Here is a 23,473-nt window from a genome sequence, read left to right as displayed (position 1 = left end):
AATGACATCAACTTTTGAATTCGAGTTATGCAAGAAATCCAACATATTAGGAACGACAATATCAGGTTGAGATGTAGTTCATATGTAAAGGTAACCTCTACTTTTCCTCAGCTTTCTTTCTAGGCTCTGTAAACAAAATTTTAAAGAAGCCATATAGTGTAGCTAGAGACATTTTTAGTCAACTGAGTAATTTTGTTCCTCTAGCCTGAGGTCAAAATAAATTTGAATGGGTTTCCCAGTACGTCAACAAGTGCATGAACTTTAGTCACAAATCCCCGTCCTCAATTAATTTGACCTGCTAACATTTTGTACACAGAGCCTAGCTCTTTTGCTATTTGCTTGACTTGTTTCTTTACATAGCTTCTAATTTAAATTCTGCTGTCTATTCTCTTTCATTCACAACCTTTTGCAAAACGTTTTGCTTTCTCTCTGCTGGTCACTATTGCTTATATAAAGCAAGTACAGTACTGAATGATGTTGCAAGCACTCAGTTCGGCAATACTATCGATTTAAGACGAAGTTAAGATTTCGATTTTTTATTCAAACTCTTCTGAAAGTTTTTATACATATTGAAGACATCTTGATAATTTAGGTGAGTGTAAACTTGAGTAGTTTCAAGGCTTGAGTGGCCAAGCAGCTGTTGTATTGATCTTATGTCAATATCTTCCTGAAGCAAATGAGTAGCAAAACTATGGCGAAATGCATGTGGAGATAAAATTTCTGGTAAGTTTAAAAATCTTCTTATTTTTTGCAAACGATTAGCAACATAAGTTCTTCCCAATTTTTTTCCTCTTACCCCGACAAAAAGATGTCCCGCTTCGTCAAAGTGGGGACAAGCTTTTATATATTTTTGTATACACTTTTTTACTACTGGAAGAATAAATACCTGCCTTTGTTTATCTCCCTTACCTGTTACTATTAAACTTTCATTGCTAATATCACTAACCTTAAGATTCAGTGCTTCAGTGATTCTTAAGCCCGTACCATATAGCAGAACGACAATTGCAATTTCTCTTTTTACCACCCAAGGCTCGCCTAGATCAGGCAATTTCATTTCTTTCAATAGAGTTTCTATGTTAGATATTGAAAGTGCTTTAGGTAGAGTTCTTCTCTGAATTGGCCTTGATAAAGAAAATACCGCTTCATTATTTATTTCATAATTGTTTTTTATATATTTGAAAAAATTTCTGATTACTGACAATGCGCGAGTGTTAGATCTCGCATTTACACCTCTTGCATAACGAGAGGTAAACCAACTTCTCAGTTCAGGTATGCTTAATTTTTCTAAAGAGCCAACATTTACTTCTTCACCAATGTGAGTATTTAGGAAACTTATAAGATCCTTGAGGTCCCTCATGTATGACTCCAAAGTGTTTGGTGAGTAAGACCTGTTGTACTTTAGCCAATCATACCATTTTTCAATGATTGAACCGAGGTCCACAGTTACTTTTTAAAGAAAGCATCGATGCACGCATCCCTAAAGGCTTCATTTATATCAGGATGAGAGTGACAAATTCTGTATATATCCTCTGCTGCTGCACCATATGCCATTGCAACCGCTGCTTCATTGATTAGCGTATCAGCGTATGCTCCTATGATATGTACACCGAGTATTGTATCTGCTTTGCTACAAGTCAGAACTTTCACGAATCCCTCAGCATCGTCAGTGACTTTTGCTCTACCGTTTGCAGCAAATTGACATTTACCAACTTTATACTTTCGACCAGCACTTTTTAGTTCTTCTTCAGTTTTACCGATTGAAGAAACTGCAGGGTGGGTGTAAATGACTGACGGTATGATTTCATAATCAACGTGAGGCAATTGCCTTGCTAGTATCTCTGCAACTGCCACCCCTTCTTCCTCAGCTTTGTGAGCAAGCATTGCTCCACCAATCACATCACCAATAGCAAATATTCCTTTTACGTTGGTTTCATAACTATTGTTGACTTTAATAAAGCCACGACTGTCTTTTTCTATTTTTTCAAGACCCTCAGAGCATGGTTTGCGCCCTGCTGCCACCAATACCTTATCCGCCTCTATAGTGTTTGTTTGATTATCTTTTACAGAGCAAACTTTCACACTCAAAGAGTTACTACTTTGTTTTATTCCCTCAACTTTAGTTCTAAGTAAAAATTTTATTCCTTGTTTTTGTAGACTAGAAAGTAGAGACTTACTTAATTCTCCATCCATTGCTGCAGCGATTCTGTCAAAAAATTCTACTACAGTGACTTCAGACCCTAGCCTCCTCCATACAGAAGACATTTCAAGCCCTATTGCCCCAGCTCCAATTACAACAAGTTTTTTTGGTACTTCAGTTAAAGACAATGCACCAGTTGATGAAATGATATTTTTCTCATCAATATCAATTCCTGGTAGAGAACTAACATCAGAACCAGTTGCAATTACTATATTTTTTGCCTTCAGTACCTTACCTTCAACTGAAACTTCAAGATTGCCTTGATCAAAAGAAGTAATTTTTCCAAGTCCATTGATCTTAGTAATTTTGTAAAGGTTAAACAGATATTCTATGCCTTTTCCAAGCTCCTGAACTCTAGCGTCTTTATAGCCTATCATTTCTCTCAAATCGAGACTTACATCCTTAACTTTTATGCCAAGTTTTGATAGATTATTTTTCGCGCTAGCATACTGATAAGAGGAATGGAGTAATGCTTTTGATGGTATACACCCAACTCGCAAACACGTGCCACCAAAAATGCTATTTTTGTCTATACAAGCAACTTTGAGTCCAAGTTTTGCAGCAGCAATAGCGCATTTGTAACCACCTGGACCACCACCTATAATAATCAAATCATAATCAGTCATAAAAAACAAACCTATTTTCTAAAGAATAAACACCATTTCCTTCAGTCGTTATATACATCTTACCATGGGTAAATACTGGAGCATGAAACACATTACCGGGTATTTTAATTACCCTTCCTGTACTTTCAGATCCAGGAAAAGCAAATATTGAACCTTTATTACTTGTTACCCAAAGCGTATGGGCATACATAATTGGAACAAACAATTGCACATTCTCTATAAAATCAGATGTCCAAACTGTTTTTCCACTTTGTATGTCGATGCCAATTACCTTATTATCTTTAGTCACCATGAAAATTCTTCCGCCTTCTTTTTGTTTCTCTGCAGGAATAAGAGGGCTATAATATGACTCAATGTTTGATATACTTTTTACTTGTAGTGGCCTTGACCATAAAATATTTCCTGAGTTTACGTCAATGCTATAAATATAAGAGTTGCTCGTAGCTATTAAGATATTATCGTGTACTCTAGGTGTAGTAGTTACATCTGTAAGCTGTGTGTCTAAAAGATTTGTAGCTAATTTTTGGCTCCATAGTTTTTTACCTTCTTCATTAAAAGCTATTAACTCTCCATTTGAAAATGGTGCCATTATTTTATCATTAGAGACTGCTGGTGAGATGGAATATAAACCTCGAACCTCATTTATACCATTTTGATAAGCCCAAATGGGTCTGCCATCTTTTATATCAAATACATTTAGATAGTTATCAATAGTCAATGCTACCAACTTATTGTTTATTACTATTGCTTTCCCTCTTGCCGGAGCTCTTAATTCTTTTTCCCATTGAATCTCCCCTGTTTTCGCATCTATTGTGTGTAGAATGTTATCCACTACAAAGAAAACATTTTCTTTGTAGCTCGATAAACTCATATTACCAATTTTTTTCCTACTTGAGAGGTATAATTTCCAATTTATAACTCTTGGGTTATCGATATCAAAGGAATATAAGGTACCGTGCTTGTCTGGTAAAATAACGCTATTTTCTGTAAGTATTGGAGCTACATATCCTTGAGATAATTTTTTATCTACTAAACTTATTCGTTCGCTTGCCATTGTATAGTTACTATACAATAACATTATCATGACAATTATTATTTTCATTATTTAGTGAAAACAAGATTCATTAATATACATACTAGAAACGTAAATCACAACGAAAATGTTCTTAATTGTGGATCAAAAGCATTAACGTAATGTCATACCATTATGTAAAGATTCTCTTACTGTAATAACTTTTATCAAGTATGGACTAAAAGAAATATCTATAGCTCAAACTAATGCTGTCAGTAATACTACTCCAATATGAAACAGGCAGCATTTTCAGGATGAAAGATATTGTTGTGATGTCATTCATTTGAACTACTCATATCAATTTGAAAAATGTATACTATCTTATGCTATAGTACCTAAAAATAAATGCTCAACATACAAAATAACGCTTCACTTTGCAGGCAATGGATATTCTTGGCAGTACTTGCTCTTGCTTGTTCTGGACTGCTGTCAATAATTGTTATTTTTCTACGATTGCCTTTTATTTCTTCTCTCATTCCTTCTGCACAATATATCTTTGATAATGCACTGGTGATACACGTAAATTTGTCAATTTTGGTATGGATGTGCTCTATAATATCTCTGCTCTTCATCATAAACTTAAAAAACACCAATCATTGGTTTAACTTCTCATGGATTCTCTCAATCCTTTCCATGCTGCTAATGTTTATATCTGCATTTGTTCCAAATACTGAAGTTATCAAAAGTAACTATATACCTGTATTACAAAACAAATTATTTTTACTTGGACTCAGTCTTTTCATTACCAGCATATTGATAAATACAGCTCTAGCCTACATATCAAATAAACAAGACTCATATCTTTCAATCGGACAAATTGGCCTGGTCATTATACTTGTGTCATCATTTCTTTGTGTTGTTTTAGCACATAAAAATATGCCTCCAGGTCTATATCACTCAGACAAGAATTTATTTTATGAATATCTCTTTTGGGGAGGCGGACATTTACTGCAGTTTGCCTTTGCTCAAGCAATGTTTTTAGTTTATTTGATCATACTGAATGCTCGCTATATTAGTCTAAATAAAATTACCATTTTACCACTATTTATAAACACAGTTTTGACCGTAGGTGCGCCGTTTATATACTTTATTTATTCGGCGGATAGTGCTGAATTGATACAGTTTTTTACCTGGCATATGAGAATTGCTGGAGCAGTTCTGCCGTGCTTTTTAACAATATTAGTGTATTGCAACATAAAAACTCTGCTCAATGATAAGGGCAATTATCTTCTTCACTCGTTTGTATTGTTCATTTATGGAGGTGTGCTTGGAGTGCTAACTATTGAAGGAAATGTCACTATTCCTGCGCATTATCATGGTTCTGTAGTTGGTATTACTATAGCTTTTATGAATTTTGTCTACTGGCTGTTACCAAAATTGGGCTGTAAAGAAATAAAAAGCTCCATAGTAAGATTACAGATTTATGCATATAGCTTGGGACATTTTCTCCACATTACTGGACTTGTTTGGCTTGGTGGATATGGTGCCTTAAGAAAAGTTGCAGATCTGCCAAGTATTTCATCAATGTTGGCACGTGCTTGTTTTATTACGGGTGGAGCTATATCAGTTATTGGTGGAATGTTATTCGTAATAATTGTGATTTTACATCTTCTTAAAGGCAAGGCTCGTACCAACTAACCCACAGAAACAAAACTAAAAATTTTAGTGTAAAATTACTATATTTACTTTGTACTATGGCTCAAACAACCTGCTTCAAATTTGGAAAGGCAGTGAAATGAAAAAAACTATATCAAGCTACACTGAATTCTTATTTGCTACTCCTTGTGGTTCTTGTGTTCCATTTACTTGAGAGCTAGGTTTCATTATTAAATCACCAGCTAAGAATGCAGATACTGTTGCTATAACAACGATTAACCACATGTCCAATTTATTTGTATGTTCAAGTGTAATATACACTACTAACCCAACAGCAAGACCAGTACTAGCAGTAGCGATATATGTTGCTTTTTCTTTTAGTTGTTTATTTGCTTCATTTTTGGTTTCTAATATTTTCTTTTCTTGCTGTAACTGCTGGATTTGAGTATTTATTTTTTGTTTCAGTTCATTCGACATTTCACTTTTGAGTTCATTTCTTATTTTATCTTTCAATGTAGTTATTGCCTCTTCTGGGCTTTTTTTATCTTTTAATTCCAGCACGTCTTCAAGCAATTCTACTAAGTCTACTTTTGCTGGGTGAGGCACATAGTATGGATTACTTAGAATATCTATAAGCTCTTTTAAGTTATGAAAGTTAAGCATAATAAACCTCAATACTAAAAATTTATTATGTAATACATTAAAAATTATAAGATCAAGAAAAATTTGTATCATAACAAGGCTAAATTAAATGGCAGACATTAAAATTGCTGTATTTGCTCAATTGTGATAACTTAAAGCTTAAAACTGAGAAATATTTATGTTAGAAGAAAAGTATAGCTTTAGGGAAATTGAAAACAAATACAACATATTATGGGAAGGGAGTAAAGTTTATAAATGGAATGGTGAAAAGGATAATACTTTCACTATAGATACGCCTCCACCAACGATATCTGGAAAGTTGCATATTGGTCATATATTTAGCTATTGCCATACGGACTTTATTGCAAGGTTTCAACGTATGCTGGGGAAAGATGTATTTTATCCAATTGGGTTTGATGATAATGGGCTTCCCACTGAAAGGTTAGTTGAGCAGACCTATAAAACCCGTGCAAAAGAAGTTGGCAGAGAAGAATTTATAGAGATGTGCCATGAAGTTATTGAGAAGTCAAAGCAGGAATTCAAGGAATTGTTTAAATCAGTCGGTATTAGTTATGACTGGAATTTAGAGTATCACACAATTAGTAAAGAAGCTGTGGCACTTTCTCAAATGTCATTCATTGATCTATATAATAAAGAGTATGCATACAAAAAAATGCAACCTATTCTTTGGGACCCAGTCGATAAAACTGCAATTGCACAAGCAGAAATAGAGGATAAAGTCTTTGAGTCATTTTTGAACACGATAGTTTTTTCCACTGAAGAAAATGAGCAGATTAAGATTGCAACTACACGGCCTGAGTTGCTTCCAGCATGTGTTGCAGTTTTTTGCCATCCAGAAGATGCACGCTACACTCAGCTGATTGGAAAAATAGCCGTAGTGCCAATAACAGGAGCAAAAGTTCCAATAATAGCTGATGATAAAGTTAAAATAGATAAAGGTACTGGGCTTGTTATGTGCTGTACGTTTGGTGATGAGCTCGACATATATTGGCAGCAAAAGCATGGTCTGCCGATGAAAATTATTATCGATCAGGATGGTAGGATAAGTCTAGATTCAGTGTATGGTAATAATAGATCCCAGTGTCAAGGCACTGGGATGACAAAGGGGAGTGACATTCCAGTGCTTGACACTGGAATCCAGACATTAGAGGAGACACACGCTCCAGCGCGTGACGCTGGAATCTACGATGAAGTAAATGGCCTAAGAGTTAAAGAAGCAAGAAAGAGAATTATTGAAATCCTAACTGAAAAGGGCCTTTTAATAGAAAGCACTAGCATTTCTCATTCTGTTAAATGTGCTGAAAGATCTGGTGCGCCGCTTGAAATATTACCTACTTATCAATGGTTTGTCAAGACTTTAGAGCAAAAAACTCAAGTATTAGATAAAGTGAGTAAATGTAATTGGCATCCAGAATCTATGCGTAAACGTATAGAGGTGTGGATAGAAGGGCTAAGTTGGGATTGGTGCATCTCAAGACAGCGTTATTTTGGTGTACCATTTCCAGTTTGGTATTCAAAACGTAAGGGAGAAGAAGGCAAAATCATTCTAGCTGAAGTAAAGGATTTACCTGTAGATCCACTCAAAGATTTGCCGAAAGGGTATATTAAAGAAGAAGTTACTTCAGATCAAGATGTGATGGATACTTGGGCAACAAGTGCGATCACTCCTCAATTAAGTGCACTGGCAGTAAACAGTGAGCTCGGTTTACCAAGCCATCGGTATGATAAGATATTTCCTGCAGATCTGCGCAGCCAAAGCCATGAGATAATAAGAACTTGGGCTTTTTATACGATTTTGAAGGCACATTATCATGCAGATTCACTGCCGTGGAAAAATATCATGATTAGTGGTTGGTGTTTGGCTGATGATAAAAAAAAGATGAGTAAATCAAAAGGTAATATCATCACTCCTCATGTAATGCTTGAAACCTATGGAGCTGACGTAGTACGCTATTGGGCAGCAAACTCAAGACTTGGAGTTGACACAGTCTACTCTGAAAATATCTTCAAAATTGGCAAACGACTTGTTACGAAACTTTGGAATGCTAGCAAATTTGTTTCCATGTTTATGGAAAAACATCAAGCATTGAGCATAAATTCCATCAGTGAGACGATGGATAAGTGGATATTGTCCAAATTATATAAAGTGATAGAAAAAACGACGAACAACCTATTACAGTTTGAATACTGCGAAGCTTTGAGCGCAATAGAAGAATTTTTTTGGAAAGATTTTTGTGATAATTACTTAGAGTTAGTTAAAAAACGTGCATATGGAGATGCATTGGACAGCGAGGCAAACATGAGTGCGAAACAGAGTTTGGCATATGTACTAAATATTATTTTGCGGTTATTTGCACCATTTTTGCCATATATTACAGAGGAAATATATCATCAGTTGTATAGTTATAACTCTGTTCACAATAAAAGTAATTGGCCTAACAAGGAAGAACTTATCTATGATAAGTATTCTGAAGAAATGGGAGATAATTTCGTGCAGATATTAAACCTTGTGAGAAAAATAAAAGCAGATAATAACGTATCAGTTAAGCATCTTATACAAAAGTTGATGATAAAAGCGAGTGTAAAAGAGGATGAGTTAAATTATTCTGCTCAGCATGATTTGCAGTCAGTTTGCAATGCTGAAGTGATAGAATGGGTTGAGGGTACAGAAGCAGAGCTTATAACTGAGAATGGAAAATTTACTGTAAGTTTATTGATTGATGTAACTTAGCATTCGTATTACTATACTAATTATTTAGTTGTGAGGTAATAATGATTGGTAATTCATATAATAATAAAATTGAAGAGCAAAAAGATGATTATCATGACTTCATTCAAAGGTTTTTGTTTTTGCTCGGTAAGATAAAAGAAAAGAATAAATCAATTCACACTGCTGTAGCTAGTCTTCACATATTATCTTTTTTAATAAAATACAATGCCAATTTTAATGAAGATGAATTGTATAAAGCCGTTATCCAAGATTTCAATAATGTAAAGGAGGCGAGACTAGAGCTTCAAGATAAGGCTAAAAAAGTATTGAATGGGTATATTGAAAGTGGTGTTGAAACAGTGTCAATATATGGTAGTTGTGCAGAAGTTAAATTGGGAGCTAATAAAAACAAATTCAAAGTCAGTGAGTTTTTGAATAGTAATTTCTGTCAAGATAATGGAATTTCAGGGTTTTCAACTCTGCATAGCAATGGAAAAAATGGAATGCACGGTTTTGTTTCTGAAGAAGGAATAAGGCACTATGTTGTAACTGATAGTGCATACGAAATGACTCTGAATTGGTGTGATGAGGACGGAAAAAAGTGCACTATTATAATTAATATTGATGCTAATGGTATAGAACTTATCGAGCGTAATCGTGTTACTGATGATCAATTGAAAGCAAATAAAGATGTAAAAATAGGTAACTTATTCTTGTATCAAATAAAATTTAGAAATAAGGAGAAAGGCAATCATAAATCATCTGAGATTGTGATAGAAAATAGTAATAGAAATATTAACATTCAAACAACTCAAGAAATTGAGCGTGGCATCAAAAAAGCTCAAATAGGTAGTACTAAAATGCAAGACAAAATTGCACAAGTTGTAGATGAAAGCTTAAACGAAAGAATTAATAAATTGGAAAAAGAAAATACAAGATTAACTGGAAATAATCAAACTATATTAGAACAATTACAGCAAAAAATGAGAGAGGTAGAGGAATTAAATGGAAAGGTAAGGGAAAAAGATGAAGTTTTGGCTGAAATAACACAAAAATTCGGGCAGCTAAGTGATTCGGTAGAGAGTGAATTTGAAAGGAGAAAAGTAGAGAAGGAAAAGTTAGAGGAGAAGTTAAGGAAAGCGCAAAAAGAGATACAAAAGTTAAGTAAAGAAAAAGCTGAATTAGTGCAAGAAAAGCAAGATTTAGAAGAATTTGCTGAAGGTCTAGATGTTAAAGTACAAAGACTAAAGGATCAAATAAGGCAATTAGAGTACAGTGTGGCTGTAGCAGTGAATGAAAATAAAAGATTAAAACAAAAATTGAATGATACTCAAAAAGAGTTGGATGGTAAGTATGGTGAAATCCAGAGATTAGAAAGTCAATCACACGAATTAGAAAGTCAAAAAATAACAGAATTGGAAATATACTTAGAAGAGAAAAAGAAAAAAATAGCAGAGTTAGAGGTGCTGTTGGAAGAAGAAAAGGGGGAAGTTTTTAGTTTAGAATCTAGATTATGTAATTCAGAAGAAGAAAAAAAACGATTACAAGAAAAGTTAAATGAAAAAACTCAAGAAGTGATTAAACTAACTGTAGATTTAGAAGAACTAAGTAAGCAATCGGAAGAGAAAGAAACTAAATATTTCAGTAGGATTAAAGAGTTAGAAAAAATTCTTAATAAAGAAAGAAAAAACAGTGAAGAGTTGGAAAATTATAGCATCAATCTGGAGGAAGAAAGTCAAATTCAACATGAAAAGTACAAAGAGTTACTATTTGAGAAGCATTCTATAAAAGAAGAAATTTCAGATTTGAATGATCAATCTTCATTAGTTCATCAGAATCGTGTGAGCTTAGCACAAGATTTGGCAAAAAACATGATATATTTGTTCAAAGAGAATGTAAGAGAAGGAGATAAAGTGATTATATCGCAGGAAACTGTATTAGAGATTTTGAATAGATTGGAGGAATTAATCAAGAATGTTGGAGTCAGTGATCAAGAAATAAAAGGAGTAATTGAAGAAATATCTGTACAAACTAATGATAGCCTTCCTCCTTCAGATATAAGTAATGGGAGATTTATCAGCACTACCAAATAAAGAGCTGGATGAAGCTTCATACTCAGAAGATTTTGGATATTCTAGTAGATGTTCTACTCCTAGATGTTCTACTCCTGTCTGATGCCACCTTGCATTTTGAGTTTAGTTAGAATATCAACTAAAGTTTATCACTGGTAAAATTGTGATAAGTGTTCTCCTCTACAGATAAGACAATTTTAATCAATATATACAAGACTGCTGCAGTTTTGTGTATAGGTGATGAGCAATTTACTTAATAAATATAATACATTTTATTTTATAGCTAGTTCTCTGGCTACTCTCACGTTACTTACATCTTTAGCGCTTATTAATGTACCTAGTTCTTTAATTCTCGCTTTAGCTGTATTATCTGTTTTGGCTTTTATGATTTTGTATAAAATAATTATTGACACTAGTAAAGTGGAGAAGAAATTTGCTCACAAAGAGCGTGAGTTGACTCAAGAAAAGCACAATTTATACGAGGAAGAAAGAAAATTTGGTCAAAAAATAGAAACTGAGAGGAAATCTTTTCTTAAAGAAAAAAAATCTTTGGAGGAGAAATTAGAAGCAAAAATGATCCATATAATTGGAATAACAGACGAATTAGAAAAAGTAACGAAGGAGAAAGATGAGCTTGCTGCACAAGAAAAAGAACTACTCCATAAAATCTCATATTTGTGTAAACAGTTACAGGAAAAAGAAGCTAATCTAACTGAGAGGAAAAAACTTATAATCGAATTGAAAAGAAAAATAGACAATGATAAATATGAGGAATTATATAAGGAAGTAGAGAAATTATCTAAAGAAAAAGAGGAGTTATCTAAGGAAATAGACAAATTACGTAAAGAGAAACATATACTGTATATGAAAAAAGAAGAATTACATAAAAGAAAAGAAGAACTTTGTGTGAAATTAGATGAATTACAATGTAAATTTAAAGAAATTGATCAGAAAAATAAAAACTTATCTCAAGAGTTAAAAAGGAAATTTGAAGAGCTAGATAAAGCAGACGGTTTAATTAAAAATCAATCTTTTGAGTTAGACAGAATAAGACAAGATTGTAATAACGAAGTGAAAAATTTAAGAAATTCACTTTTAGAGCGAGACAGTCAAATAAAACAACTTCAATATGTGATAGATAAGATAGAAGAATCAATAAGAGAAAATGAAACAATTAAAGATTATAGCAAAAAAATAATATTAGGGGAGACTCAGAAAATAAAATTTATATTAGGGCAGCTTGTGCAATTCAAGCCAATGAAAGGTTCCAAAACATCGGAGGAAACGTCTGATTCTTTACAGGAAGATCTTGGATATGCCAGTCGTTCACCCACTCCGACCAGATTATCGTGTTCAGTGTCTGTACAAAGCATTGCAAGTGGACCAATCCCTGAATGGCTTTGTTGCATAGCTAGTGTTGGTTGAGGTTATTGTAAGAAGAAAAGCTTTTTAATATATGGCTACTAACGAATTTTGTTGTAAAATAGGCATTTTTCAAACAAGTACAACTTATGCCACAAAAAATGAGAGTAAGTAACCAAAGAGAATATAACGAGTTTCTCAAAAAAAGAGGAAATGTTTTTCATTTTGTTAATCAAGCCATAGAAAATTGGTATGAAAATAGTCCAAAAGTTGCAGGTGGCAATAACACTTATAGTGATAAAGTTGTAATTTTAATACACATAATAGTTCATCTTTTTAGAATTGGCTTGAGACAAGCTGTAGGTTTTGTAAAAGGTTATATGGTACAAATAGGCAAAAAACTTAAGATTATCAGCTATACACAAGCTTCCAGAAGATTTAAAAAGCTTAATTTGAAGATTGATGACCATAGAAGCAATAAAGATGATCTGGAAAATGTTGAAATTGCCGTAGATAGCACTAGAGTTAGTATCTACAATAATAACGGTGGGCATAGTAAGCTTAATATTCGAAAAAGAAAATACAGTGGTTATGGTCAAGTAAGAAAATTACATGTTGTTTTAAACATAAATGATAAGAAAGCAATAAGCATGAACTACACTAGTGGTGTTGCTGTAGACTATTTGCCGGTCTGCGATATGTTAGAAGAAGTCAGTGATAAATATAACATTTGTTCTATTCGAGCAGATGCGGCTTATGATATAAAAAGTGTGTATAAAGAATGCAGAAAATACAATATTGTGCCTATTATTCGCCCTAGGAAGGATACTAAAATTTGTTTAGCTGACTACTTATCAGAAAGAAACAAGTATATTAGTAGAATTAGGTCATATGAGAATTATGAAGATGGTATTAATGAATGGAAGAAAAAAGTTAAGTATGGAGCACGGTCTTATATTGAAGTCTTTTTCTATAGGTTGAAGCAAATATTTGGGTTTGGCTTGAAAAATAAATCAGAGGTAAATCGTGAAAAAGAGCTGTTAATTAAGTGCTACTTATTGAACAAATTTACTGATATAGGTATGGCTGAATTTAAATTAGCTGCGTAAATTCACTGTGATTTACATGCCTATCAGTGCTATGCAACAAAGCCTCCCTGAATATGGATTGTAAAATGCAACAATTACTCTTATTATAAAAAAAATTATACAAGATAATGAACCCAATAATATGCGCACTGGATACACAAGATTTGAATGAAGCCATATCTTGGGCTAATGGTCTGCGTGATAAGGTTGGCATGGTAAAACTTGGGTTAGAATTTTTTGCTGCACATGGTCCTTCTGGAGTGAGAGAAGTTGCAAAATGCAATGTACCAATTTTTTTAGATCTAAAATTGTATGATATTCCAAACACTGTAGCTAGAACAGTTGAAGCAATAAAAGCTCTAGATGTTGAAATGCTAACATTGCATATCAGTGGTGGAACAAAAATGCTTAAAGAAGCACTAAGTATAGTGCAAGGAAAGAAAATAAAGCTAATTGGAGTAACAGTACTAACTAGTATGGGCAATGAAGATCTGAGTGAACTCGGAGTAGCAAGGGAGGCAAAATCACAGGTAATTTTGCTAGCAAAGCTTGCAAAAAAGATTGGACTACATGGAGTAGTTTGCTCTGCACTAGAAGCTCAAGAAGTGCGCCAAGAATGTGGTAAAGACTTTAAAATTATTACTCCAGGAATCCGTATGAATCGAGGTCATGATGATCAAAAAAGGACAGCAACACCAAAAGAAGCAATAAATTCAGGAGCTGATTATATCGTAATTGGCAGACCCATTACAGAGAGTAGCAATCCCGCAAGTAGTGCAGAGTTAATATTGAAATCCCTTACTGATTGAAGCAGGGCAGATAAGGTAGCATAGAGTAAAAGCAACAAACGGTATGTATCCGTTCAGCAGGGTGGCAAAACAAGGTAGACGAGAAAAGATAACTAAATGGGTGTCATCCCAGTGCTTGACACTGTTTACTATGCAAATTGCCACAATGTTCGTACAGCTGTGACTGAAATGATAAAAAGAGGATAATCAAAGGATACCATTTATTGTTTTGGCAAATTTGTACAGCTACGTACTTTATTTGCACATTCTTCTGAACAGATACGCAGCGAAAAAAAATGCTTGACACAAAAAAATGGATGCTGTATAGTGCTAACAATTAAGTATAATATTTACCATGGTGTAATACTACACTACCTTTTTTTACTTCAACAAGTAATCATTATTATTTTTTTCTCACTACCAAGTAGCTTACGTTCATTTGTATCTACCATGAAGCCAATGCTAGAATCGAGAAAAAAGACCGGTGAATGGCAGGTACGAGCATTATACGTATACAGTTGTATGAACGTTGTTTACCATAAGGGCGCCATCCCAGCACTGGGATCCATATTGTAAACAAGCGTTTGAGTTATACTAAGCTGCCATTCACCGGTCTTTTTTCTGAATGCAGTTTGCATGACAACAAAAAGGTACTGAGATTACTGATAAAGATTACCTTCAAACTACAATACTATTCTAATTTTATTTTTAAAGGAGGCTATTATGTCACTTACTGATATCGCTCACCGTGTTAATGAACTCGCTTCATCATGGGAGCAATTTAAATTAATAAATGATCGCAAACTAAAAGAAATCGAAAGCAAAGGACCTGAGCAGCTATGCAAGATAAATAGTAATATTGATAATTGCAAAGAGCGCTTAGATTTTATTGAAACTTCAGCTCAACGCCCAGAGATTAGCACAGATTTTAATACAGGTGATAAATATTTTTCTGATTATATTCGCAAAGGAATGGAAAGTAGGTTATCACACAAAACCCTAAGTGGAGATGACAATGATATTGGAGGGTATTTAGTTACTCCTCACATTGTAAAATGGATAAACAAGCGTATAGCTGATTCATCTCCAATGCGGCAAATATGTTCCAATCAAAGAATCTCTACTGAAACGCTGGATTATATTATAGAAGATTGTGACCGTGCTGGTGCAGGTTGGAGTGGTGAAACAGTAGAAGATGAAGATGGTGGCTATAAATCCAAATATGATTTTGCAAAAGACACAAGTACACCTAAAATTCAAAAGATTTCCATCACAACTTACGAGCTCTATGCTCAGCCGCAAATATCACAAAAATTGCTCGATGATGCATTTGTCAATGTTGAAAGTTGGCTTGTAGAAAAGGTTGCCGAAACTTTCAGTAAGAAAGAGAATGAAGCCTTCATTAAAGGTGATGGCACTTTTCAACCTAAAGGAATTTTAGCTTACGAAAATGGAAATGGTCATAATAAGATAGAGCAAATTAAAGCTGATAAGCTAGACAGCGATGCCATAATGATATTGTACTACTCTCTAAATGAACATTACTCTAAAAATGCATCATTTTTGATGAACAGAAGTACGTTAAAGGACGTGAGGCTACTAAAATCTGAAACAGGTCAGTATCTTTGGCAGCCGAGTTTATCGCTTGAAACTCCAGATACTTTGATGGGAATACCGGTATATCAATCTGCTGATATGCCACCTACAATGATTGCAGTAGCAGATTTCAAACAAGCTTATAAGATCGTGGATAACAGAGGAATGAGAATATTGAGAGACCCTTATACAAACAAACCTTATGTTAGATTTTTTGTTACTAAGCGTGTCGGTGGGGAGGTTGTCAACACCAGTGCTATTAAATTATTGAAAATTGCAAGCAAGTACTAAAATTTTTATGAAATAGTTGACATATTATACTTTTTATGTAATAATTAAATTATTGTTAATTTAAGGAGTAAAATATGTTAGAAAAAATAAAAAACTTTTTTCAGTCGATTGCAGGAAGAATTGCATCAGTCTGGAACAGCATTAAAAACTTGTGGTCTAGTAATAAGGCAAACCTAGTAAGTGACCCTAAGGAAAGGATAGTGGCGTTATCTTTTGTAAAATTGAGCGACGGTAAAATAGGGTTGGTTATACCGCAAGGTGTAACACTTCCAAACAATAAAGATAAACATGGTAATGTAATTAATGATGAGTTTCGTTTAGATTCACATTATAATAGAAAAGTATATATCACAGGTCGTTACGACTCGAAAATGGTGATAGAAAATGGCAAGATATGTCTATCTATAAATTCAGTTGGGACTCTAGATGGCAAAGAAGTTTATGGTGATAATAAACCAGAAGAAATGAAAAGGCTGCTAGATGTGAGCAATAAAAGTTGTATAGAAATACAATTGAATTCACCTAAAGTTATTGCAAATAATAGTAACACACCAAATTCAGAAACTACTAATGTAGAAGTAGAGCAACACGCTGCTGATACTAGTCAATCTCTTAATGCACAGTCACTATAGCAAACTGTTAAAAAGAGCACCTCCTTTGGTGCTCTTTTTCTTTATAAGTTTTCTCCATAGGGAAAATTGACAAATTAAATTTTATATATAATAATTAAATTATTAATTTAAGTAGTAAAGTATGTGGGAAAGTATAAAAAAATTTTTTAAGTGGATTGCTGATCGTACAGGAATTTCATGGATTGCAAGAAAAATTTCATCAGGTTGGAATTGGTTATTTAGCAGTAAAGCAAATGCTGCTCAAAAAAATATATCACCAAAGAGACCTTTAGATGAGAATGTAAATAAAAATAATACGTTGCCAAAAACTCTAGATGGTAATCAACTAATACTGCCAAAGCAGATAGATAGACCCAAAGTTTGTCTTGAAGTTATCGATGGTGAACTACTATTAACTATGATAAATAAAAATTATACAATCCTTGAAGAGAAATATAAAAATCCATATCAATATGATGAATTTCATGCATTTGTAAGATGTGACAGTGGAGATTTTCATATTACTGGTCCTTATCGCTCACAGAAAAATATAGGTGGTGAGAGGAAGTCTGTGTCAATAACTTCAGTAAAGAAACAAATTGATGAAGGTTCTGTATTAAGTAATCCATTAGAAATGATACGTGTATTAGGCTTAGGTAAAAACAAAGAGTTCGTTAAAGTGAATAAGATAAATTACAAGCCATTAAAAACAAAAAAAACATCAGTAGTAGGTGGGCTTGAATTTGAAGGGAATAACTTTTGGTTAAATTTGGAAGAGTGTATAAACATTAAGGATTATAAAAGTAGTTTAACCAAGAACGCATATCATCCTAAGTTTCTTGTATATCTAAAGTGTAATAAAGGAGAATATTGCATTACTGGTAGGAGTATTAATTCTCCTGAGTTTGCTAAACATTTAATTGTAGAATCGATAATAGAGAAGAACAAAGATGGGAAGTATATCGATAGCGATAAAATATTAGTTCAAGACAGTATTGAGAATGTGAAAAAAATGTTAGGATTGGAGAATGATGTAACAGAGATTAAAGTGGGTAGTATATCTAATCAGCCATTTGAATCTATAACACCTACTATTACGGCACAACAAGCGGGTGACAATACAACTATTGATCCATTGGCAGTAACAAGAGAATCTTCTACTATCAACATTTTTAACGGAAACTTAGAACTACGTCTTGCAGATGATATTCAACAAAATCTAGAGGATTATAAGCATCCAAGAAACAAAGGTAAATATCGTATGAAAATACACTGCAATAAAAATGATTTTAATATTAATTTTAGTAAAAGAGATAACGATGATGGTTCCGTATCTCTAATTATTAATATACTACAAAAAGATAAACTCCAACTTTTTCATGTATGGCAAATGAAAAAGTCCTTAGGCTTCAAGAAAGGTTCAACATTTGTTGTAATAGATTCTATTGAAAGTTTTAAAGCGCCAACAAATAATGGCGTGCCAAGTTCAGAAACTACTAGTCTGGAAACAAAGAACGCTAACTGTAATAAATCTCTATTAGTTAATGCACATAAAGAAAAAGATGAGCATAATACTGATGCTAGTCACAAGATAATACAACAAGAGGTTAATAATGAGGATAATGAACAAGAGAAGTTTTATGATGCAGAAAAGGAATTAGATGATGATTTTCATGATGCACGAGAGGAGGACCTTTGTAATGTGTTAAAGGCACAACCTCGCTCAATAACTGGAGAACCAGAAGCACAAATACATTATATCTCTAATCCGAGTATAGTAGGAAACGGTTATTATTAATTAGCAAACAAACCCTTCAAAAGGAGCACCTCCTTTGGTGCTCTTTTTTTCTTTATAAGTTTTCTCCATAGGAGAAAATTGACTAATTACAATTTTTCGTATCAATTTTCAATAGATTCATCGATGTATAGCTATAGTTTTATCAGTGTAAGGCTAAATATGCTAAGCTTATAAAGATGACAAAGCTTCAAAAAAAGCCTAACATAGTGGAAAAAGCTTTATGAAAATCAAAGTTGGAGTAATAGGCTGCTTAGGCAGAATGGGTAAGAAAATACTCAATGAATTAATTACGAATACCAAAGTGGAAATAGCAGGTGCTGTTGCTCGCTTGGGCAGTGAGTATATAGGCTTAGATATTGGGCCTATTGTAGGCAATAATTGCAATTTAGGAATCAAAATTACAAGTTCTATTAGTGAGGTATTTGAATCGTCCGATGTTGTAATAGATTTTACAACTAAAGAATGTATGCTAGAATGCCTTAAGGCGGCCGTGAAATTTAAAAAACCGCTAGTTAGTGGCACAACTGGAATAGAAGGTCTAAATTTAAAAGACTATGCTGCTAAAGTTCCAATATTATGGTCAGCAAATATGAGTATAGGAGTTAATGTGTTGCTGAAATTGGTAAAAGAAGCTGCCAAGCTTTTAGGTAATGAGTATGACGTTGAAATTTGGGAAATGCATCACAATTTAAAAAAGGATTCACCATCTGGAACAGCTATAGAGTTTGGTAAAGCAGTTGCTAACGCTGCAAAAGTGGATTTTGAGCTCAATCAATATTCACATAATAATTCAAATATAAGAGGGAAAGGAGGAATAGGCTTTGCAGTATCTCGTGGAGGTGGAGTAATAGGAGATCACAGTGTCATGTTTGTCAATTCCGATGAACGAGTAGAATTAAATCACAAGGCAATTGATCGTACAACGTTTGCTAGAGGGGCGGTTCAGGCAGCAATATGGTTGTGCGAGAATAAAACTCCAGGACTTTATTCAATGCAGGATTTAGTATGAACGATAAATACGCTTTCGTTAAAAATTTAAATCTTTGGTATGGCTCTAAACAAGTTTTATTCGATATAAATTTGAATATTTGCAAAAAGAAAGTCACAACTTTTATCGGACCTTCTGGGTGCGGTAAATCGACATTTTTGCGTTGTTTTAATCGTATGAATGATTACGTACCTGGATGTAAAGCGACCGGTGAGCTGGTAATCGATGGGCTGGGTAATATATATTCACGTGATATGGATGTTGTATTGCTCAGAGCAAAAGTTGGTATGGTATTTCAAAAACCCAACCCTTTTCCAAAGTCAATATATGATAATGTTGCTTATGGGCCTAAATTGCATGGCATGGTGAAAAATAAGCAAAAATTAGATGAAATAGTAGAAAGTAGTTTAACTAAGGTTGGTTTATGGGAAGAGTTGAAAGATAGATTGCAAGATAGTGCACTAAATTTATCTGGTGGCCAGCAACAAAGATTATGCATTGCTCGTGCAATTGCAGTAAAGCCAACTATTTTATTAATGGATGAACCATGCTCTGCTCTTGATCCAATGGCAACCAATGCAATCGAAAATCTTATACAAGAATTGAAATTGAGGTTCACCATAATTATGGTAACTCATTCGATGAAGCAAGCTAAAAAATTATCTGACAGCATAGTTTTCTTTTGCAATGGCAAGATTGTTGAATTCGGAAGTACTCAAGAAATCTTTGAAAATGCTCAGTCTCCTTTAACGAAGGAGTATATTCTGGATCATTAGCTTAATAATTGATATTTTAATTTTTTCTATGTATAATTTTATCAAGTTTATTGTGATAGGGGGTTAAAATGTTTAGTACAAGTGAAGCAACAAAAAAGTTGTTTAAAGCTATTGAATTTCAAAATGCTAGTGGTGAAAGAATAACACCTGAGGAAGCTTGGAATCATTTTCAACAAGCATTGAAAGAAGGAGCGAATGTTAACGCTTTTGAGGATGGGATGACACCTTTGATGTGCATTATTTCAGCTTTTGTTACTAGTAATAACGAGGAACATCAATATTTAGAGCTTATGGCTAAGTTGCTTGTACAGCATAAAAAAATTGATGTAAATATTAAAAGCAAGCAAGCTGTTATGGAGAGAAGACCAAAGGAACATGATGGTTATCCAGTTTACGAATTTGAGGAGAGAGAAGTAGTAGATAGGAGTCCATATCTTCGCTGCATATACCTTGACAATTCACAACCTGTTAATGAAGGATTTATACCTCAAAATTATGCTCGTGCAGAGGAGGAAATTAAGACCGGCAAGAAGGAAAAAAATACAGCTCTACACATTGCTTGAAAGTTGGGAAATGTAAACATGATAGAAATATTACTTACACATCCAAATATCAAACCTAATATTAAAAACTATGAAAACAAAAGTCCAAGAAATTGTATTGCAGGACATGTCAAGAAAGCAATAGAACCAGAATTCCTAAAGATAGAAGCAGTCGCTCAAAAAAGGAAACAAACTAATTATGCTTGTGCTTTTTTGTTATCTGGAGTATTTGCTGTTGGTCTATGTTTCGTAGTTGACAACCCAGTTCCACTTGCTGCAACTTCGTTGCTTTTTTTTGCAATAGGATGTGGTTTTCTGTATAGAGCAAATACAGTTATTAATGATGTAAGCTTCTCTCAAGTTATTGTGAACGAACGTGCTAGTGATTTATCTGTTCAGGTAAGGTGTCATTCCAGCACTTGATGCTGGTTTTCATTTAATCTCATTGAATTTAGCATAAGCTCAGTTTACTTGTAAATTTTTCTGGATCCCAGTGTCAGCTACTAGGATGACAGGAGTATGAAATGGGTCTACTTGACCATTTATAGTATTTTCTAAAATGGATGATAAAGTTCCATTATGGTATTACCAACCAAAAGCTGTAAGTCTGTATATTTATACATGAGAGGTCTGAGGCGGCTTTTGATGGTATGCCAACAGTATTCTATAGGATTCAAATCTGGTGAATATGTTGGAAGATACAGCAAATGACAGCCAAAAGACTCTATTAATGATTTTGTTTTAGTGGTCTTATGAAATGTAGCATTATCCATAACTATAGTTGTGCCAAGTGGCAATGTAGGTAATAACATCTTCTCCAACCATGTATTGAATACCTCTTTGTCACACCCACCTTTGAAAGTCATTGGTGCAATAAATCTCTTTCCAATCCACCCGGCTACTATACTGATTCTCTCTCGAGTTCTCCCTGGAATATCTGCATAAATTTTCTTTCCTCTTGGAGCGCGTCCATATTCTCGGTATAACTTATTATCAACTCCTGCTTCATCTATATATAAGATGCTGGAATGGTCTATTTTTGAGATTTTATCAATAAATTGCTCCCTATCTTCTTGATTGCGCTCTTGATATAGTGTGACTTTTTTTTAAAGTAATTTTTAGCTGTTTTAGTCTATACCAAATTGAGTTTATTCCAAATCCAAGATTTTGTTTCATCTCTGCCAGAGTATGATCTGGATTCTTTGTAACATATTCTTCGAGTATTTTGGGGTCTATTTTTCGAATAAAGCTACCGTTTTTAGATGGCTTGAGGCTTTCACCAGCAGCTTTCTTTTTTAACCAACGGTACAGAGTTGCTATTCCTATCTCCATAAGCTCTGCTACCTCAACCTTTGTCTTACCTTTTTCTATCATCAATACTGCCTTTTCCCTTAAATCCACACTATATGCCATTATAACTCAAATACTTTATTATACCTTTATCATTTACTTTAGGAAATACTATAGTTGTCTTTTCTCGTCTACCTTATTTTATCACTCTGCTGAACGGATACCTTTATTTTCAATAATTTTGTTAGCAATAATACGGCTTTCAAAATCGATACTTGTTATGTCAGATAGTGATTTAATATCAGAGTACTTGTCAAAATTTTCTATTGTTGATTTTACTACCTCTAATATTTCTAAGAAACCGATTCGTGACTTCAAAAATTCGTTAACAGCTATCTCATTTGCAGCGTTCAAAACAATACTATTTGTATGTGGAGAAGAAGAATTTAACACTTCCATGCTTAGCTTTAGTGAAGAAAAACATTTGTGGTCTGGTTCTTGAAAGGTCAATTTTTTTTGTTTTGTTAAGTCTAACTTGTAGTTCAAAGTTGATCTTTCTGGCCAAGACAAAGCATATGCAATGGGAATTTCCATATCAGTTTCTGCAAGCACAGCAAAGCTAAACCCATCCTGGTAAACTACAACTCCATGTACTATCGATTCAGGATGCACTACTGCTTCAATTCTATTTGGGCTAATTTTAAACAAATGATGTGCTTCTATTATTTCTAGTGCTTTATTCATCATTGTTGCACTATCAACTGATATTTTCTTTCCCATTTTCCAAGTAGGGTGACTTAGTGCCTGATTTACTGTGATATTTCTTAATTGTTCAAGGCTATAATTTAAAAATGGTCCACCAGAGGCAGTGAGTATAATCTTTTCTACACATTTATCATCATTTTGCAAAACTTGAAAAATTGCGTTGTGTTCAGAGTCGATGGGAATTATTTGTACGCTCCTTTCTTTAGCTTTTTTAAGTAGTAACTTACCACCGCAAACAATACTCTCTTTGTTTGCTAGAGCAATAACTTTAGTACCGCTTTCTATAACCTTTATAACTGGCTCAAGGCCTGCGATGCCAACTATTGCAATAACTGAGAGATCAACGGGTAGAGAAGCAACATTTGCTAGACCTGGAGCACCAACTTCTACTTTGACGTTTGTACCAAGTAGATCTTCTTTTAAATCTTTGTAGAACCTTTCATCAGAAATGGCAGCATATTTTGCATTAAGTAGATTTGCCTGTTGTGCTAGCAGAGCAAAGTTAGAATTGGCACTTAGTGCTTCCACCTGATATTCTTCCTTTCTCTTTAAGAGCAAATCTACAGTCTTTTTTCCAATGCTTCCTGTTGATCCTAAAACTGAAACTTTTTTCACTAATTACAATAAAATCTTCTTAGTTAT

Annotated in this window: 20 protein-coding genes; 13 read left to right on the top strand and 7 right to left on the bottom strand. The window is 33.8% G+C overall.

What is annotated here, in order from left to right:
* Window positions 1-520: 520 nt before the first annotated feature.
* From AAGE00_RS03695 to AAGE00_RS03685, 3 genes are read right to left on the bottom strand one after another with little or no spacing between them, the layout of a single operon-like run.
* The gene (locus AAGE00_RS03695; protein ID WP_010401376.1) at window positions 521-1,441 is read right to left on the bottom strand and encodes a tyrosine-type recombinase/integrase; all 921 of its coding nucleotides are present in this window, start codon (window positions 1,439-1,441) and stop codon (window positions 521-523) included.
* Between the two features lie 2 nt (window positions 1,442-1,443).
* A complete protein-coding gene (gene lpdA, locus AAGE00_RS03690) occupies window positions 1,444-2,823 on the bottom strand; it encodes a dihydrolipoyl dehydrogenase (RefSeq protein ID WP_052264753.1) in 1,380 nt (459 codons plus the stop codon).
* Window positions 2,816-3,925, bottom strand: a complete 1,110-nt coding sequence (locus tag AAGE00_RS03685; RefSeq protein ID WP_213863704.1) for a PQQ-binding-like beta-propeller repeat protein — start codon at window positions 3,923-3,925, stop codon at window positions 2,816-2,818. Before AAGE00_RS03685 ends, lpdA begins: the two co-directional genes overlap by 8 nt.
* A gap of 315 nt (window positions 3,926-4,240) precedes the next feature.
* On the opposite strand from AAGE00_RS03685, the gene AAGE00_RS03680 reads away from it, so the two are divergent.
* Entirely contained in the window at window positions 4,241-5,533 is a 1,293-nt protein-coding gene (locus tag AAGE00_RS03680) for a cbb3-type cytochrome c oxidase subunit I (RefSeq protein WP_007302752.1), read from the top strand.
* Window positions 5,534-5,650: 117 nt separating this feature from the next.
* On the opposite strand, the gene AAGE00_RS03675 is transcribed toward AAGE00_RS03680, so the two are convergent.
* A complete protein-coding gene (locus tag AAGE00_RS03675; RefSeq protein ID WP_012481733.1) occupies window positions 5,651-6,226 on the bottom strand; it encodes a hypothetical protein in 576 nt (191 codons plus the stop codon).
* A gap of 85 nt (window positions 6,227-6,311) precedes the next feature.
* Between AAGE00_RS03675 and AAGE00_RS03670 the strand changes: the two genes are divergently transcribed.
* The 12 genes from AAGE00_RS03670 to AAGE00_RS03615 all read left to right on the top strand — a co-directional run bounded on the left by AAGE00_RS03670 (window position 6,312) and on the right by AAGE00_RS03615 (window position 21,199).
* Entirely contained in the window at window positions 6,312-8,885 is a 2,574-nt protein-coding gene (locus tag AAGE00_RS03670; protein ID WP_213863706.1) for a valine--tRNA ligase, read from the top strand.
* Window positions 8,886-8,926: 41 nt separating this feature from the next.
* The gene (locus AAGE00_RS03665; protein ID WP_341815367.1) at window positions 8,927-10,957 is read left to right on the top strand and encodes a hypothetical protein; all 2,031 of its coding nucleotides are present in this window, start codon (window positions 8,927-8,929) and stop codon (window positions 10,955-10,957) included.
* Between the two features lie 219 nt (window positions 10,958-11,176).
* Window positions 11,177-12,361: a hypothetical protein gene (locus tag AAGE00_RS03660; RefSeq protein ID WP_341815366.1), complete on the top strand. Its 1,185-nt coding sequence runs from the start codon at window positions 11,177-11,179 to the stop codon at window positions 12,359-12,361.
* 86 nt (window positions 12,362-12,447) lie between these two features.
* The gene (locus AAGE00_RS03655; RefSeq protein WP_341815149.1) at window positions 12,448-13,407 is read left to right on the top strand and encodes an IS5 family transposase; all 960 of its coding nucleotides are present in this window, start codon (window positions 12,448-12,450) and stop codon (window positions 13,405-13,407) included.
* A 107-nt stretch (window positions 13,408-13,514) separates the two neighbouring features.
* On the top strand, window positions 13,515-14,195 hold the full coding sequence (gene pyrF / locus AAGE00_RS03650; protein WP_012481735.1) for an orotidine-5'-phosphate decarboxylase: 681 nt from the start codon (window positions 13,515-13,517) through the stop codon (window positions 14,193-14,195).
* Between the two features lie 702 nt (window positions 14,196-14,897).
* Window positions 14,898-16,061: a phage major capsid protein gene (locus tag AAGE00_RS03645; RefSeq protein ID WP_213863708.1), complete on the top strand. Its 1,164-nt coding sequence runs from the start codon at window positions 14,898-14,900 to the stop codon at window positions 16,059-16,061.
* Window positions 16,062-16,135: 74 nt separating this feature from the next.
* Window positions 16,136-16,693, top strand: coding sequence for a hypothetical protein (locus tag AAGE00_RS03640; protein WP_341815365.1), 558 nt, complete (start codon window positions 16,136-16,138; stop codon window positions 16,691-16,693).
* A gap of 121 nt (window positions 16,694-16,814) precedes the next feature.
* Window positions 16,815-18,470: a hypothetical protein gene (locus AAGE00_RS03635; RefSeq protein ID WP_341815364.1), complete on the top strand. Its 1,656-nt coding sequence runs from the start codon at window positions 16,815-16,817 to the stop codon at window positions 18,468-18,470.
* 220 nt (window positions 18,471-18,690) lie between these two features.
* Window positions 18,691-19,479 carry a 4-hydroxy-tetrahydrodipicolinate reductase gene (gene dapB, locus AAGE00_RS03630; protein WP_213863710.1) on the top strand — a complete coding sequence of 263 codons (789 nt, stop codon included), beginning with the start codon at window positions 18,691-18,693 and terminating at the stop codon, window positions 19,477-19,479.
* Complete coding sequence (pstB, locus tag AAGE00_RS03625) at window positions 19,476-20,234, top strand: phosphate ABC transporter ATP-binding protein PstB (protein ID WP_012481738.1); 759 nt, start codon at window positions 19,476-19,478, stop codon at window positions 20,232-20,234. The genes dapB and pstB overlap by 4 nt, the downstream gene beginning before the upstream one ends.
* Window positions 20,235-20,302: 68 nt before the next feature.
* A complete protein-coding gene (locus tag AAGE00_RS03620; RefSeq protein ID WP_250147165.1) occupies window positions 20,303-20,797 on the top strand; it encodes a hypothetical protein in 495 nt (164 codons plus the stop codon).
* An 18-nt stretch (window positions 20,798-20,815) separates the two neighbouring features.
* Window positions 20,816-21,199, top strand: a complete 384-nt coding sequence (locus AAGE00_RS03615) for a hypothetical protein (protein ID WP_250147166.1) — start codon at window positions 20,816-20,818, stop codon at window positions 21,197-21,199.
* A gap of 131 nt (window positions 21,200-21,330) precedes the next feature.
* Here the strand turns inward: AAGE00_RS03615 and AAGE00_RS03610 are convergent, their stop codons facing one another.
* From AAGE00_RS03610 to dxr, 3 genes are all read right to left on the bottom strand, one after another.
* Complete coding sequence (locus tag AAGE00_RS03610; RefSeq protein ID WP_265015457.1) at window positions 21,331-21,813, bottom strand: IS630 family transposase; 483 nt, start codon at window positions 21,811-21,813, stop codon at window positions 21,331-21,333.
* Window positions 21,814-21,841: 28 nt separating this feature from the next.
* Entirely contained in the window at window positions 21,842-22,177 is a 336-nt protein-coding gene (locus tag AAGE00_RS03605; RefSeq protein ID WP_341813349.1) for an IS630 transposase-related protein, read from the bottom strand.
* Window positions 22,178-22,270: 93 nt separating this feature from the next.
* On the bottom strand, window positions 22,271-23,446 hold the full coding sequence (gene dxr, locus AAGE00_RS03600) for a 1-deoxy-D-xylulose-5-phosphate reductoisomerase (RefSeq protein WP_213863711.1): 1,176 nt from the start codon (window positions 23,444-23,446) through the stop codon (window positions 22,271-22,273).
* Between the last annotated feature and the right edge of the window lie 27 nt (window positions 23,447-23,473).

This window comes from Wolbachia endosymbiont (group B) of Aricia artaxerxes, assembly GCF_964026975.1.
In the GTDB taxonomy this organism is placed as follows: domain Bacteria; phylum Pseudomonadota; class Alphaproteobacteria; order Rickettsiales; family Anaplasmataceae; genus Wolbachia.
The sequence above is the reverse complement of the archived record's forward strand: the minus strand, read 5'-3'. Positions and strand labels throughout refer to the sequence as shown.

What these genes read in the sequence shown, in the direction of transcription:
- AAGE00_RS03620 (WP_250147165.1), top strand. Translation starts at nt 20,303, where the DNA reads ATGTTTAGTACAAGTGAAGCAACAAAAAAGTTGTTTAAAGCTATTGAA.
- AAGE00_RS03680 (WP_007302752.1), top strand. Translation starts at nt 4,241, where the DNA reads ATGCTCAACATACAAAATAACGCTTCACTTTGCAGGCAATGGATATTC.
- AAGE00_RS03660 (WP_341815366.1), top strand. Translation starts at nt 11,177, where the DNA reads ATGAGCAATTTACTTAATAAATATAATACATTTTATTTTATAGCTAGT.
- AAGE00_RS03670 (WP_213863706.1), top strand. Translation starts at nt 6,312, where the DNA reads ATGTTAGAAGAAAAGTATAGCTTTAGGGAAATTGAAAACAAATACAAC.
- pyrF (WP_012481735.1), top strand. Translation starts at nt 13,515, where the DNA reads ATGAACCCAATAATATGCGCACTGGATACACAAGATTTGAATGAAGCC.
- pstB (WP_012481738.1), top strand. Translation starts at nt 19,476, where the DNA reads ATGAACGATAAATACGCTTTCGTTAAAAATTTAAATCTTTGGTATGGC.
- dapB (WP_213863710.1), top strand. Translation starts at nt 18,691, where the DNA reads ATGAAAATCAAAGTTGGAGTAATAGGCTGCTTAGGCAGAATGGGTAAG.
- AAGE00_RS03640 (WP_341815365.1), top strand. Translation starts at nt 16,136, where the DNA reads ATGTTAGAAAAAATAAAAAACTTTTTTCAGTCGATTGCAGGAAGAATT.
- AAGE00_RS03675 (WP_012481733.1), bottom strand. Translation starts at nt 6,226, where the DNA reads ATGATACAAATTTTTCTTGATCTTATAATTTTTAATGTATTACATAAT.
- AAGE00_RS03645 (WP_213863708.1), top strand. Translation starts at nt 14,898, where the DNA reads ATGTCACTTACTGATATCGCTCACCGTGTTAATGAACTCGCTTCATCA.
- AAGE00_RS03615 (WP_250147166.1), top strand. Translation starts at nt 20,816, where the DNA reads ATGATAGAAATATTACTTACACATCCAAATATCAAACCTAATATTAAA.
- AAGE00_RS03655 (WP_341815149.1), top strand. Translation starts at nt 12,448, where the DNA reads ATGCCACAAAAAATGAGAGTAAGTAACCAAAGAGAATATAACGAGTTT.
- AAGE00_RS03635 (WP_341815364.1), top strand. Translation starts at nt 16,815, where the DNA reads ATGTGGGAAAGTATAAAAAAATTTTTTAAGTGGATTGCTGATCGTACA.
- AAGE00_RS03685 (WP_213863704.1), bottom strand. Translation starts at nt 3,925, where the DNA reads ATGAAAATAATAATTGTCATGATAATGTTATTGTATAGTAACTATACA.
- lpdA (WP_052264753.1), bottom strand. Translation starts at nt 2,823, where the DNA reads ATGACTGATTATGATTTGATTATTATAGGTGGTGGTCCAGGTGGTTAC.
- AAGE00_RS03665 (WP_341815367.1), top strand. Translation starts at nt 8,927, where the DNA reads ATGATTGGTAATTCATATAATAATAAAATTGAAGAGCAAAAAGATGAT.